The organism is Streptomyces sp. NPDC039736, from assembly GCF_055596485.1.
In genome coordinates this window covers 645,551-658,645 of the sequence record NZ_JBVIUQ010000003.1, presented here as the reverse complement: position 1 = coordinate 658,645, position 13,095 = coordinate 645,551, and the positions used below count along the sequence as shown (strand labels likewise).

Below are 13,095 nucleotides of genomic sequence, written 5' to 3'. Positions count from 1 at the left end.
CGGCGCCGGGCCGTGCCCGTGCCGGTCTCAGGTGCCGGCGAGGCGGGCCAGGGCGCGCAGCACGGGCACCCGGCCCCGGTCGGGGACCGTCCACAGGGTCTGGCCGCGCAGCCCCCACTCCCGCAGGAGCGCGTTGGCGGCGAGGAACCCGGTGGTGGCGGCCCGCTCCATCAGCGCGACCGGCAGCGAGGTGCGCACCAGGTCACCGGCGAGCACCACCGCCGGGTCGGGGGTGCGCACGCCGGGCCGCGCACGGTGGCCGCCCACCTCGAACAGGGGGCAGTCGGCCCGCCATTCGTGCCGGGCGTCGACCACTTTCGCGTCCCGGGTCTCGGGGTACACCCGGTGGAGTTCGGCCAGCGCCCGGTTCTGGACGGTCCTGCGGTCGGCGGCCGGATCGACGGCGTACGCGTGGAGTTCGACGACGGAGCCGCCGGTGCGGGCGGCCCAGCGGGCGGCCTCGCCCTCCCAGCGGTCCAGCACGCTGACGTTGTCCAGCGGACCGAAGCCGCCGGTGCCGAGGAAGCCGGGGCGGTCCGCCGCGACGGGACGGTCCAGCCAGAGCCGGGAGACCAGGAAGGGCGGGGCGGTGCGCAGCCGGCCGATCCGCTGCCGCCAGGCGGCGTCGCCGAGCGACGGGGAGCCGTCCACCACCTTGCGCAGGCCGCCGGTGTCCAGGGCCAGGACCAGTCCGTCGTACGCCTCCTGGCCGGTGGCGGTGCTGACGGTGACGCCGCCGCCGCGCGCCGGGGCGGCGGCGAGCACGGGGGTCCCGGTGCGCAGCCGCACGCCGTGCCCGGCCAGGTAGTCGCCGAGGGGGTTCCACAGGGCGGCGGGGAAGGGTTCGCGGGGCACGTCGAAGAGCAGGCCCTCGCTGGAGCCCAGGAAGTAGATGTGGAACATCAGCACCAGTTCGGCGGCGGACAGTTCGCGCGGGTCGGCGAAGAAGCTGCGGGAGAACACCTCGAAGGCGAGGTGTTCGGCGGCCTCGGGGAAGCGGATGCGGTCCAGGAAGTCGCGGGCGCTGACGTGGTCGAGCCGGTCGTACACCTCGGGGACGCGGACGTCGAGCAGCGGCAGGGCGGCGCGGGCGTCCATCCGGGCGAGGTCGCCCCAGCCGAAGGCGGGGCTGAGCGCGACGAAGCCGAGCGCGCTGAACGGCGGGGTGCGCGGCACCCGGGCGAAGCTGTCGCGCAGGCCGTCGCTGTGCTGGAGGGGGTAGTCGGGCAGGCCGGTGAGGGAGTCCAGGTGGGGGTCGACCCGGCGGAGCAGGCCGCGGAGGTTGTAGTACTGGCGGAAGAAGGCGTGGAAGCCGCGGCTCATGGTGGCGGTGGAGCCGTCGGCGAGTTCGACGGGCCAGCCGGCGAGGCGTCCGCCGAGGGTGTTCTCGCGTTCGTACAGGGTGACGCGGACGCCGCGTTCGGCGAGGGCGGTGGCCGCGGCGAGGCCCGCGATGCCGCCGCCGACGACGGCGGCCTCGGGCCCCGGGCCCTGGGCGCGGGGGCGTCCGGCGGGGCCGGGGACGGTCACCGCGCGGCGGTCGCGGCCCCTGCGGGGTGCGGGCGGGCGGGTCCTCATCGGGCGGCCTCCGCGGGGACGGCGGCGGACCGGGGAGCGGCGGGCCGGGGGGCGGCGGCGAGCACGGTGTGGACGATGCCGGTCTGCCAGCCGGGCATCGGCAGCGCGCGCACGGAGGTGAAGCCGGCCCGGCGGAGGCGTTCCGCGCACGCGTCGGCGGTGTCGAAGTCGACGACGCTGCGCAGCAGGTGGCGGTAGAGGTCGCCGTCGCCGAAGGCCCGGCCGGCGGGCAGCACGATGCCGTGGCAGACCGCGCTCCACACCAGGCGGTCCAGGGGCCTGCCGCTGAGGGTGTACTCGTGCACCGCGAGCCGTCCGCCGGGGGCGAGGAGGTCGCGTACGGAGGCCAGCACGGCGTCCGGGTCGGCCACGTTGCGCAGCAGGTACGCGGCGAGCACGGCGTCGAACGGGCCGTCCACGCCCGCCTCCCGGAGCCCTTCGGCGGGGGCGTGCACGAAGGTGACGTTCGACGGCCAGGGCTTGGCCCCGGCCTGGTCGAGCATGCCCCGTGAGGCGTCCGCGGCGACGATCTCCGCCCGGGGCGCGACCCGCAGCAGGGCGGCCGTGGAGGCGCCGGTGCCGCAGCCGAGGTCGAGCAGGCGCAGCCCGGCGCCGCCGTCGGGCAGCCCGAGCCGGCGGGCGGAGCGGCGCAGGTGGGAGTGGTAGCCGGGGTTGGCCGCCGTCAGCCGGTCGTAGGTGCGGGCGGCGTGGTCGAACGCGGTGGACAGGTCCTCGTCGCGGAGCAGGCTCATGCGGTCCTTCCGGGGGTGGTGGGTGGGGGCGGAGGGGGTGGTGCGGTCGTGGGCCCGGTCACGGCCGGGGGTCGGGGCGGCGGCGCAGCCAGGGCAGTTCCACGGCCGTGCGCAGCATCGGCAGGACGGGGGTGCGCAGGCCGACGGCGAAGTCCTCGGGCCACGAGGTGCGGCCGTCCAGGAAGCGGAGCATGCGTTCCGGGCCGACCTCGCGGAAGAGGCCGGTGAAGAACCGCGATCCGTCCACCCGCCCGGTGGCCAGGGCGCGCAGCAGGACGCCGTCCATGGCCCGGGAGCGCGCCGGGTAGGCCGGCGGCGGCTGCGGCAGCCGGCCCCGCGCCCAGGCGTCCGCGACGGCCCGGCTCTGGCGCTGCACGGCGGCGAAGGTGTAGCCGGTGGACGGCCGGGTGGCCCCGCCCGCCGTGCCGATGCGGAAGGCCGAGGAGCCCGTGCGGCGCGGGAAGCGGGCGTCCGTCATGGGGATCACCCCCTGCTCGACGCCCGTCACCTCGAACGCGCCGAGCTCCAGGACCTTCGCGGTGTAGTGGCGCAGGGCCCGGTCGTACCCCTCGTCGTCCAGCGGCCGCGCGGAGAACTCCGTGTACTCCACCAGTGCTTCGCGCGTCCCCAGCGGCAGCACGTACCCGAAGGACAGGCCGTGCGGCGGCTGCGGGGTGCGGAAGTCCATCAGGTCGGCGACGGCGGGGTCGAAGCACGCCGCCTCGGTACGGACGAACCAGCCCCGGAAGTGCTGGAGCAGCAGCGTGCGCGAGGGCGGCGGGACCGGCGGCGGGCGGGAGTCGAACACCCACCGGGCGCGCAGCCGCAGCGGTGCGCCCGCGGGGTCGCGGCCCCGGACGACGGCTCCCGGGCGCAGGTCGTCGACGCCGTCGACCGTCGCCGCCACCCGCCGCACGCCCGGCGCCGCGTCGATCCGCTCGTACACCATCCGCTCGAAGTCGGTGGAGCGGAGCATCTTGTAGCGGGAGGGCGCGAGCGGGCAGCGCACCTCGTCCCCGGTGCGTCCGCGCAGGCGCAGCCGGTCCCAGGACGCCGTGAGCACGTCGTCGTACGCGCCGCCGGGTCCCTCCCAGAAGCACCAGGTGCGCTCCGGCGGCCGCAGCGGGCCCGGCGGCGCGTCGAGGAGCGTCACGTCGGGGGTGCGGCGGCCGGGGGCGGGCGCGCAGAGCCGGTGGGCGAGGGAGAGACCGGCCGCACCGGCGCCGATGACGGCGATCTCCGTGTCGTACGCCGCCCGGGGGCCGGGGGTGCGCGGGTGCGAGGGGGGCAAGGCGGGCCTCCGTTCCTTCCTCTCGCGGCGAAGTGCTGGGCACCCGCCCTTCCGTTCGGGGGGCCCGTTCGGATGCACCGGAACCGTGCGGGAGCGGGAGGGGCACGCCGGGGAGGCGGATCAGCGGGGGGAACGGCCGGGCGGGGGGCGGCGGCCCGCGGTGAAGAGGGCCACGCGCGACTCCACCGCCGCGACGGCCTCCGCGAGACCCGGCGGGCGGGCCAGGCCGGTGGCGCCGGCCCAGCCCGGGCCGAGCGCGAGGACGGCGGGTTTCCTGCGGGCCCCCCGCGGGCCCCATTCGGTGTGCGCCACCCGGTCCGCGAGGGCGCGGTCGGCCGTGCCGCGGGACTGCGCCCACAGGCCGACGACGACGGGCCCGGTGCGCTCCACGGCGGCGAGCAGGCACTCGGCCGGCAGCGCGGCGCCGAACATGCGCACCAGGAGGGTGCGTTCGGTCAGGGCGGCCGCCAGGACCTCCAGGGGCAGCGTGTGGTTCTCGTCGGGCATGCAGGCCAGCAGGGTGGCGGTGCCGTGGGGGCGGCCGGGGGCGAGCGGCGGGCAGGCGCGGCGCAGCGCGCCGGAGACGTGCCAGGACAGGAAGTGCTCGACCTCGACGTACCGGTCCGGCTCGCCCTCCCACTTGCGGCCCGCCGCGTGCAGCGCGGGCATGATCACTTCGGTCCAGGCGGTGATCAGTCCCAGGTCCCGTATGGCGACGGCCAGCAGTTCGTCCAGCGCCGTGCCGTCGAGCCGCAGCGCCGCCCTGGCGACGCCCCGGCACTCCGCCCGCACCCTGCCGAGCGGCAGGCCCGCGCCGGCCCGGCCGGACGCGGCCGGGCGCGCGGGGCCCGTCCCCTCCCCGGGGGGCGGGGTGCGGACGGCGGCCGCCAGGCGGGCCGCCTCGGCGGGCGGCACCCCGGTCGCGGTCAGCGCGCACATCCGCTCCAGGCGGGCCATGTCCCGCGCGCTCCACCGGCGGTGGCTGCCGCTGGTCCGCGTCCGGGCCCCGATGCCGTACCGCCGGTCCCAGGAGCGGACGGTGGTCGGCGACACCCCGAGCCGCCGGGCGACCTCGCCGGTGGAGTAGGTCGCCTCGTCCCCCGTGTCCGCCCCGGGCGCTGTCCTGTTCACGGGCCGAACCGTACGCCGTGGGCCGGGCGGGGTGTCGTACCGAGGTGGCCCTCAGCGCCCCAGGTCGCCCCGCAGCACGCTCCTGCCGGAGTGCGCGGGGTCGCCGTCGTGGTCCTGTTCGGACACGTCGACGAGGGGGTGGGCGGCGAGGTCGACGCCCGCCGGCGTCGCCAGGGCGGCCGTGCCGTCGGGGCGCAGGGCGCCGAGCGCGACGCGTTCGCGGTGCGCGCGGTCCATCAGCCACACCGCGTAGTAGCCGCCGGTGGCGGGCAGGCCGGTGGTGGCGAGGACGACCTGCCGTCCGCCCGCGGGCCCGTCGCGCGTGTGGACGGTGCCGCCCGCCGCGCGCGCCGGGGCGAGGCCCACCAGGGGACGCCGGACTTCCGCCGGGGCCCCGGCGGCGGCGGGCGCGTCCGCTTCGGCGAGGCGCGCGGCGACGGACTCCCAGAGGGAGGCGGGGGCTTCGACGAGCAGGTCGTCGACGGTGATCCCGCGCGCCGTGCGGACCACCTCCCGCAGGTGGCCGAGTTCCGTGCGGCAGCGGGCGCAGGTCCGCAGGTGGTCGCCCGGGGAGGGGCCGGGGACGCCGGGGTCGGCCGGCCCGAGGGCGAGCGCGGCGAGCTCGTCGGGGTCCAGGTGGTCGGGCATGGGGCCTCCGCGCGAGCTGGGGACGGGGGCGGGGCGGGGGGCGCGTCGGTACGGGAGACGGCGTGGCCCGCGGGGGCCGTGGACCCGTTTCCTCGGGCGGGTCCGCTCGGGGCGGGCGGACGGTACTCGTGGCTACCGGGTGTGGCGGGCCGCCGGATGCACGACGGTGTGTCAGTTTTGGGCGACGCATCGGTTCACGGCGAGGGACGCGGACGGAGGGACGACCGGCTCTGCGGCACTGAGCTGGGAACTTCCTTCCGGAACCACGGCTCCCGCTCCCCGCGCATTTCGATGCTTAACCGATGCGACTTGGGTTGTGCGGCGCTTTGCCGAAGGTTGGGAGGCGTCGTGATCCGGCTACGTTCCGCGAGGAGTGCACCATGCCCCCAGCTCCGCCGGCTCCCCATCGGGCGCCCGCCACCGCACGGCCCGTTCCGTCCGCGCAGGACCGGGCCGCCGAGGCGGCCATCGCCGCCGGGCTCGCCCGGGGGGACGAAGCCGCCCTGGCCGCGGCGTACCGGCAGTGGGGTTCCCTGGTGTACTCGCTGGCCCTGCGCGCGCTGCGGGACCGGCAGGACGCGGAGGACACCGCCCAGCAGGTGTTCCTGGCCGCCTGGCGGGGCCGCACCGGGTACGACCCCGCCCGGGGCTCGCTGGGCGGGTGGCTGGTGGGCATCACCCGGCACGCGGTGGCCGACTGCCTCGCCGCCCGCGCCCGGCAGTCGAAGCTCGCGGGACTGGCCACCGCCCAGCAGGAGGAGGCCCTGCGGCACCCGGGGCCCAGCGAGAGCGAGGACGCCCTGAACCGGGTGGTGCTGCTGGAGACGCTGGGGCAGTTGAGTCCGGTCCAGCGGCGCCTGCTGGGGCTGGCCGTCTGGGGCGACATGACCCAGACGCAGATCGCCGAGGAGACGGGGCTTCCGCTGGGGACCGTGAAGAGCCACATCCGCCGCGCCCTGCACGCGCTGCGCCGCATCATCGAGACGCCCACGCCCTCGGTGTGAGGGACGGGACGCGCACACGTCACCCAAAGTAGCGGTACGGTCACGTCAGGTCCTAGGCTCGTCCGAATGGGCGCACAGTACGAGTTCGGACTTCTGGGACCGCTTGAGATCCTGCGCGACGGGCTGCCCGTCGGGCTCGCCGCCACCCGGCTGCGGGTGCTGGTCGCCGCCCTGCTCCTCGACGCCGGCGGGGCCGTCCCCGTGGACACGCTCGTGGCACGGATGTGGGGCTGCGACCCGCCGCGGGGCGCCCGCAACACCCTGCAGAACTACGTGCTGCGACTGCGCCGCGCGCTGGGCCCCGAGCTCGTCCGCACCCACGGCCGCGGGTACGCGATCGACGTCGACCCGACGGCCCTGGACACGCACCGCTTCGCCGGACTCGTACGGCTGGGGGCGCGGGCGCTGGAGTCGGGCGACCCCGCGGGCGCGGCGGCACTGCTGCGCGAGGGGCTGGGGCTGTGGCGCGGGGAGCCGCTGTCGGACCTGCCGGGCGAACTGTTCCAGGACGTCGTCCCCGGGCTGGTGGAACAGCGGCTGCACGCACAGGAGTTGTGCATCGACGCGGACCTGGGCCGGGGGCGCCCCGCGGACGTCCTGCCCGAACTGTGCACGCTCACCGAGCGGCACCCGCTGCGCGAACGCTTCTGGGCCCAGCGGATGCTGGCGCTCTACCGGTGCGGACGGCAGGGCGAGGCGCTGGCCTGCTACCGCAGGGTGGGCGCGCTGCTGGCCGAGGAGCTGGGCGCGGACCCGGGGGCCGGCCTGCGGGAGACGCACCAGCGCATCCTGACGGCCGCTCCGGAGCCGGCCGCCGTCCTGAGACCGGCCGGCGCCGAGAAGCCGACCGCCGCCCCGGAACAGACCCCTCGTCGGGGTCGGGCCGACGCGGCCGAACCGGCCGGCGAGCCGGGCGGTGACGCCCGCTCCGGTTTCGGGCCGCCGGGGAACCTGCCCGCGGAGACGACCACCTTCGTCGGCCGCGAGAGTCAACTCGCCGCTCTACGGGACCTGTTGGAGCGGTCGCGGCTCATCACCCTCACCGGCGTGGGCGGTGTGGGCAAGACCCGGCTGGCCCTGCGCGTCGCCCGGCAGGCGGCCCCTGCCTTCGCCGACGGAGTCTGGCTCGCCGACCTCGCCACCCTCTCCGAACCGGCCCTGCTGGACCGGGCGGTCGCCGACGCCCTGGGCGTGCGGGACCAGTCGGCCCGCCCCGCCGCCGACGCGGTCGCCGCACACCTGCGCACCCGCAGCGTCCTGCTCGTCCTGGACAACTGCGAGCACCTGGTGGACGAGGCCGCCGCGCTCGCGCTGCGGCTGCTGCGGGCGGCTCCCGGGCTCCGGGTCCTGGCCACGAGCCGCGAGCGGTTCGGCGTACCGGACGAACACGTCCTGGTCGTTCCCGGCCTCACCCTGCCGGACCCGCAGAGCACCGCGCCCTCGGAGGCGCTGCGGCTGCTCAGCGAGCGCGCGGCGGGCTGCGCCCCCGCCTCGGCGCGCGGCTACGCCGACAGCGCGCCCGCCGCCGAGCTCTGCCGGCGGCTCGACGGCATCCCGCTGGCCATCGAGCTGGCCGCCGTCCGTCTCTCCTCGCTGACCGTCGAGCAGGTCCTGGCCCGGCTGGAGGACCGCTTCCGGCTGCTGGCGTCCCCGCGCACCGGCTCCCCGCACCGGTACCGGCACACCCTGCGCGGCGTCATCGACTGGAGCCATTCGCTGTGCTCCCCCGGCGAGCGCCTGCTGTGGCACCGGCTCGCGGTCTTCACGGGCGGCTGCGACCTGGAGGCGGCCGAATCCGTGTGCGCGGGCGACGGCATCGCCGCCCACGAGGTGCTGGACCTGCTGACCGCCCTGGTCCACAAGTCCGTGGTCGTCGTCGAGGAGACGGGCGGCGCGGCCCGCTACCGCCTGCTGGAGACCATCCGTCAGTACGGCAGGTGCCGGCTGGAGGAACAGGCGGGCGCGGCAACGGAGTTGCGGCTGCGGCACAGCGCCCACTACCACCGGATGACGGTGCGGGCCGCCGCCGAGTGGTGCGGGCCCGCCGAGGTCGACTGGCTGCTGCGGCTCCGCGCGGAGGTGCCCAACATCAGGGTCGCCCTGGAGTTCTGCCGCACCCACCCGGGCCGGGCCGCCGTCGGCGTGGAGACCGCCGTCCATCTCACGCGCACCCGGTTCTGGTTCTTCGGCTGCACGCCGAGCGAGGGGCGGCACTGGCTGGAGAGCCTGTCCGGCCCCCGCGAGGACGTGCCCGAGGAACTGCACGCCCTGGCCACCGCCATGAAGGCGTGGATCGCGCTCTGCCAGGGCGACCGGCCGGCGGCGCGGGAGTTCACCGACGCCTGCCGGGCGGCCGGGCGGCGGGCGCGGACCGCGCCCGTGCTGTACATCGAGGGCGCCTACGACTTCCTCGTGGACGGCGGCCCCCGCTCCGTGGAACTGTTCTCCCGCGCCCGGGACGCCTTCCGCTCCGCCGGGCACACCGGCGACGCCCACATGGCGACCATGATGTGGGCCATGGCCGCCGCCTTCCTCAGCCCCCGGGAGACGGCGTGGTTCGCCTGTCGTACGTACCTGACCGAGGCGGAGGAGAGCGGCGCCGCGTGGGCGTGCTCGTGGGCCGTGTGGTGCACGGGCCTGACCGAACTGCTGCACGGCGAACCGGGGCGCGCCCTGGGCCTCCTGCGGGACGCGCTCGTCCGCCAGCGCGCCATCGACGACAGTTGGGGCCCCGTGTGGGGCGTGGAGACGATCGCCTGGACGGCCGGCGCGCTGGGGCACCCGCGGCACGCGGCCCGCATCCTGGGCGCCGCCGACCGGCTGCGCCGCGTCACCGGCGTCACGCTCACCGGCATCCGGCCCTTTCACCGCGAGCACACGCGTACCGACGCCCTGGCCCGGGAGGGTCTGGGGCCGGCGGTGTACGCGCAGGAGTGGGGCCGGGGCGCGGCCGCTCCCGACGGCATCGCCCTCGTGCTCGCCCTCGTCGACGAGATGCTGTCGCACGCCGGGCCCGACGGTCCGCCGGTCTGAGCCGGCACGGCGCCGCCGGGCCCGGCGAGGTGCGGTGAACACGCGGTGACGCGCGACGGAGTGCGGCGGGGGTGCCCCGGCGCTGTCGGCCGAGGGGACGCGGAATCCCCTCGGCCGGCGCTCCGGTTCCGTCAGCAGGCGCGGACGGAGGACACCCGGTCGCCGATTCCGTGGAACTGAATGGGACCGACGTAACTGTCGAGGATCCGGGTCAGTTCCCCGCCGTAACCGGGACGGTCGTACAGGCACCAGGTCTTGCCCGAGATGTTCTTGACGGAGCGGACGTTGTTGTCCAGGGCCCCGCCGGCCACGCCTCCCAGGTCGAACACCCCGCGCTCCATCGTGATCACCCGGCCGTCGCCGTGGTCGCCCGTGTAGATGCAGAAGCCCCACGGCACGCAGTGCCAGTCCGCGGGCGGTTCCTGGGCGGGGGCGGGGGTGGCGGCGAGCACCCCGGCGGCCGTGAACAGGGCGGTGACCAGCACGTGGGCGAACTTCGTCTTCTTGGCACGCATGGTGGAACTCCGTTTCGGTGCGCGCCGGGCGTACCTCGCCCGGCGCGGGAGCGGTCTTCTCTGACGGCCTTCACGCTTCCAGCCGTCGCTCTCACCCCGCTCACTCGCCGGTCACAGCCGCTCCGCCGACGTCCGGCGCTCAACCCCCACCGGCCCCACGCGGTCCTGTGGAGCAGAGGGTTCCGGTCGTACGTCTGACGGCCGTACGCTCGCTCGCACCATCTGCACCTCCCGCACCTCCCCCAGAGCAACAAGGAGCACGGATGACGTTCATGACGGTACGGAAGACCGCACGGGCCGGCGTGGTGACGCTCGCGGCGGCGGCGCTGGCGGCGACCGCCCTCGCCGTTCCCGCCCAGGCGTCGACGGACGCGTCCCGCGGCCCGGCGGGCCACGACGCGACCCGGCGCGCGATGGACGCCTCGGTGAAGGCGGGCATCCCCGGCATCACCGCGCAGGCGCGGGACGCGCGCGGCGTCTGGAAGGCGGCGTCAGGCGTCGGCGACCTCACCACCGGCGCGCCGCGCGGTGTCAACGACCGGTACCGGATCGGCAGCATCACCAAGACGTTCGTGGCGACGGTCCTGCTCCAGTTGGAGGCCGAGGGCAGGCTCGACCTCGACGACACCGTCGAGCACCACCTCCCCGGCCTGGTCCGGGGCAACGGCAACGACGGCAACAAGATCACCGTGCGTCGGCTCCTCAACCACACCAGCGGTCTGTTCGACTACCTGGCCGACGAGGAGTACCTCAACACGTACATGCGCGGCGACGGCTACCTCAAGCACCGCTACGACACCCTGTCGCCCCTGAAGCACGTGAAGGTGGCGCTGCGCCACCCGCCGTTGTTCGCACCGGGCAAGAAGTTCTCGTACTCCAACACCAACTACGTCCTGGCCGGGCTGATCCTCGAGAAGGCGGGCAAGCGGTCGTACGAGGCCCAGGTCCGGGACCGGATCATCAGGCCGCTCGGGCTGACGGCCACGACCAATCCCGGCAACGGCATCCACGTTCCGCGCCCCAGCAGCCGCGCCTACTCGAAGCTGTTCGCGGCACAGCCCGACCGGATCGACGACGTCACCGAGATGAACGGCTCGCAGGGCTGGGCCGACGGCGACATCATCTCCACCAACGGCGACCTCAACCGGTTCTACCGCGCCCTGATGCGCGGCCGGCTGCTGCCGCCCGAGCAGTTGAAGGCGATGAAGACGACGGGCCCGTCCACCGGCCTCCCCGGCATGTCGTACGGGCTCGGCATCATGAAGATGCGGACGAGCTGCGGCACCACGCTCTGGGGCCACGGCGGCGGCATGGTCGGCTCGCTCTCGTGGGCCCTGACCACGGAGGACGGCCGCCACCAGTTGGCGTACAACCGCAACGGGGACTGGCAGCGGCAGGCTCAGGACCCCGTCACGGAGGCGGAGTACTGCCGCTCCTAGGAGCGGCGGGCCCCGTCTCCGCCCGGGGGGCGGGGCCCGGCCGCCGGCGCAGGGGGTGGGCGCGGGTGTCGTGCCAGCGCCGGCCGTCCCAGGTGATCAGGTCCACGTGGCGCACCCGCGTGCGTACCGGGAGGGACGGCGCGAGCTGCTCCTCCAGCGCGTCGTACGCGCGGCGCCAGACGTCCGGGCCCTCGCCCTTGGTGACGGTGAGGTGGGGGTCGAGTCCCCCGTCGCCGAAGACGCCCCAGTAGGGGACGGCCCGCGGCCAGCGGGCGGTCAGTTCCGCGCGCAGGGCGGTGACCGGGGCGTGCGGGCTGGGGACCAGGTAGAGCACGCCCGGCCAGCGCCGGAAGGTGTCGAAGGTCAGGTCGAAGGAGTCGTACGAGGCGACGATCGCGGCGAGTTCCCGTTCGGCCTCCTCGGTGAGGAGGCTCTCGTGCAGGAATGGGAACAGGACCGTCACATGGGCCGGGAAGCCGGCCCGCACGAGGTGGTCGGCCTCGGGAACCTTGATGGTGAGCGCGGTGTCCCCCACCGCCAACGGCCAGCCGACGGCCCCGCTGTCCTCGCGCTGCCGCGTCCCCGCCCGTGCTGTCTCCGTCGCCATGCCATCCATGATCGCTGGTCCGGGTGGGCGGGTGGGCGGGTGGGCGGTGCCTCTGTCCCGGGCGGCGGGGCGGGTGGGTGGCCGATGCCCCTGGTCCGGGCGGGCGGGCCCGTCACCCCAGGTGTGACTTGACCTGTTCGTAGATCTTCCGGTCCTCGTGGAGGCCGCTGTGGTCCAGGCAGTCGGTGGTGGTGTTGCGGGCTCCGGCCAGGGCGACGCTGTCGCGCGGGCTGACGGTGTTGTCGCAGGGGGAGGCCCAGGTCGCGTAGCGGGGCGCGCCGGGCGTCTCGTCACCGGAGTTGAGGGCGCTCAGGAACTCCGAGCCCGGCCGCATCTCCACGCACGAGGTCTGGTGGCACCAGTTCGCGAGGGTCGTTCCGTGGTTGGGCCCGGCGAGGGAGACCCAGGCGTCCACCTTCGCGGCGCCGGCGAACTTCTTGAGGTAGTGGCGGGAGGAGAGGCTTCCCATGGAGTGGGCGACGACATCGACCCGGCGTGCGCCGGTACGGTCCAGGACGCGCCGGATCTCCTCGGCGAGCCGGGCCGCGGTCACGGTGTTCGACTGGGCGGTGTCGTAGGTCCACTGGTCCAGGCGGTTCGACGGCACCCCGTCGGCCCGGAAGCGGCTCGCCATGGTCTGCCAGATGGAGCCGTCCGAGTTCCACCCGTGGACGAAGACGATCGGGTCGGGAGCGGCTGCCGGGCGCGGGGGCTGGGCGGGGGCCGCGAACGCGGTGCCGGGGAGGAGGGACACGTACGCGAGGAGGAGCGTGCACGCGCTCCGCGTCAGGTTTCTGATCACCGGAACTGTGTAGCGCGCACACGGTCCGGGCAGCACGGCCCGGCGGCAGAATTCACCCGTACGACAGCACGTTCCGCCGCGGCGGCGCGCCCGGGCGGGCCCGTCCGGTCAGATCGTGTAGCGCTGCCAGAACGTGACGGCGCTCCTGGGGTTGTTCGCCGAGTTGGACTTGTGCGCCACCAGGCAGAGGTAGTGCTTGCCGTTGAGGGTGGTGCGGTCGTTCACCGCGTACTGCTGATTGACTTTCCACGCCGAAAATCCTGCGGCCATGTGCCGGCCCCCTTCCCACCGCCGG

Annotated in this window: 12 protein-coding genes; 3 read left to right on the top strand and 9 right to left on the bottom strand. The window is 75.7% G+C overall.

Annotated features, from left to right (window positions below):
- Positions 1-27: 27 nt before the first annotated feature.
- From ACZ56L_RS12425 to ACZ56L_RS12405, 5 genes are all read right to left on the bottom strand, one after another.
- A complete protein-coding gene (locus ACZ56L_RS12425) occupies positions 28-1,578 on the bottom strand; it encodes an FAD-dependent oxidoreductase (protein WP_471063601.1) in 1,551 nt (516 codons plus the stop codon).
- Entirely contained in the window at positions 1,575-2,330 is a 756-nt protein-coding gene (locus tag ACZ56L_RS12420) for a class I SAM-dependent methyltransferase (RefSeq protein WP_471063599.1), read from the bottom strand. Before ACZ56L_RS12420 ends, ACZ56L_RS12425 begins: the two co-directional genes overlap by 4 nt.
- A gap of 58 nt (positions 2,331-2,388) precedes the next feature.
- Positions 2,389-3,621 (bottom strand): lycopene cyclase family protein, encoded by a 1,233-nt coding sequence (locus ACZ56L_RS12415; protein ID WP_345227329.1) that lies wholly within the window; start codon positions 3,619-3,621, stop codon positions 2,389-2,391.
- Between the two features lie 120 nt (positions 3,622-3,741).
- Positions 3,742-4,752: a MerR family transcriptional regulator gene (locus tag ACZ56L_RS12410; protein ID WP_345227332.1), complete on the bottom strand. Its 1,011-nt coding sequence runs from the start codon at positions 4,750-4,752 to the stop codon at positions 3,742-3,744.
- A gap of 51 nt (positions 4,753-4,803) precedes the next feature.
- The gene (locus ACZ56L_RS12405; RefSeq protein ID WP_471063596.1) at positions 4,804-5,400 is read right to left on the bottom strand and encodes an anti-sigma factor domain-containing protein; all 597 of its coding nucleotides are present in this window, start codon (positions 5,398-5,400) and stop codon (positions 4,804-4,806) included.
- 380 nt (positions 5,401-5,780) lie between these two features.
- Here ACZ56L_RS12405 and ACZ56L_RS12400 point away from each other — a divergent pair, with 380 nt between their 5' ends.
- The gene (locus ACZ56L_RS12400; protein ID WP_345227336.1) at positions 5,781-6,404 is read left to right on the top strand and encodes a sigma-70 family RNA polymerase sigma factor; all 624 of its coding nucleotides are present in this window, start codon (positions 5,781-5,783) and stop codon (positions 6,402-6,404) included.
- A gap of 66 nt (positions 6,405-6,470) precedes the next feature.
- Positions 6,471-9,437, top strand: a complete 2,967-nt coding sequence (locus ACZ56L_RS12395; protein ID WP_471063593.1) for an AfsR/SARP family transcriptional regulator — start codon at positions 6,471-6,473, stop codon at positions 9,435-9,437.
- Positions 9,438-9,568: 131 nt separating this feature from the next.
- Here the strand turns inward: ACZ56L_RS12395 and ACZ56L_RS12390 are convergent, their stop codons facing one another.
- Positions 9,569-9,952, bottom strand: a complete 384-nt coding sequence (locus tag ACZ56L_RS12390) for a peptidase inhibitor family I36 protein (protein WP_345227340.1) — start codon at positions 9,950-9,952, stop codon at positions 9,569-9,571.
- A gap of 263 nt (positions 9,953-10,215) precedes the next feature.
- Here ACZ56L_RS12390 and ACZ56L_RS12385 point away from each other — a divergent pair, with 263 nt between their 5' ends.
- Complete coding sequence (locus ACZ56L_RS12385; RefSeq protein WP_471063591.1) at positions 10,216-11,391, top strand: serine hydrolase domain-containing protein; 1,176 nt, start codon at positions 10,216-10,218, stop codon at positions 11,389-11,391.
- Here ACZ56L_RS12385 and ACZ56L_RS12380 read toward each other — a convergent pair.
- From ACZ56L_RS12380 to ACZ56L_RS12370, 3 genes are all read right to left on the bottom strand, one after another.
- On the bottom strand, positions 11,363-11,998 hold the full coding sequence (locus ACZ56L_RS12380) for a 2'-5' RNA ligase family protein (RefSeq protein ID WP_345227342.1): 636 nt from the start codon (positions 11,996-11,998) through the stop codon (positions 11,363-11,365). The genes ACZ56L_RS12385 and ACZ56L_RS12380 overlap by 29 nt on opposite strands.
- A 112-nt stretch (positions 11,999-12,110) precedes the next feature.
- Complete coding sequence (locus ACZ56L_RS12375) at positions 12,111-12,788, bottom strand: esterase/lipase family protein (RefSeq protein WP_471063854.1); 678 nt, start codon at positions 12,786-12,788, stop codon at positions 12,111-12,113.
- Between the two features lie 120 nt (positions 12,789-12,908).
- The gene (locus ACZ56L_RS12370) at positions 12,909-13,070 is read right to left on the bottom strand and encodes a carbohydrate-binding protein (protein ID WP_345227347.1); all 162 of its coding nucleotides are present in this window, start codon (positions 13,068-13,070) and stop codon (positions 12,909-12,911) included.
- Positions 13,071-13,095 lie beyond the last annotated feature (25 nt).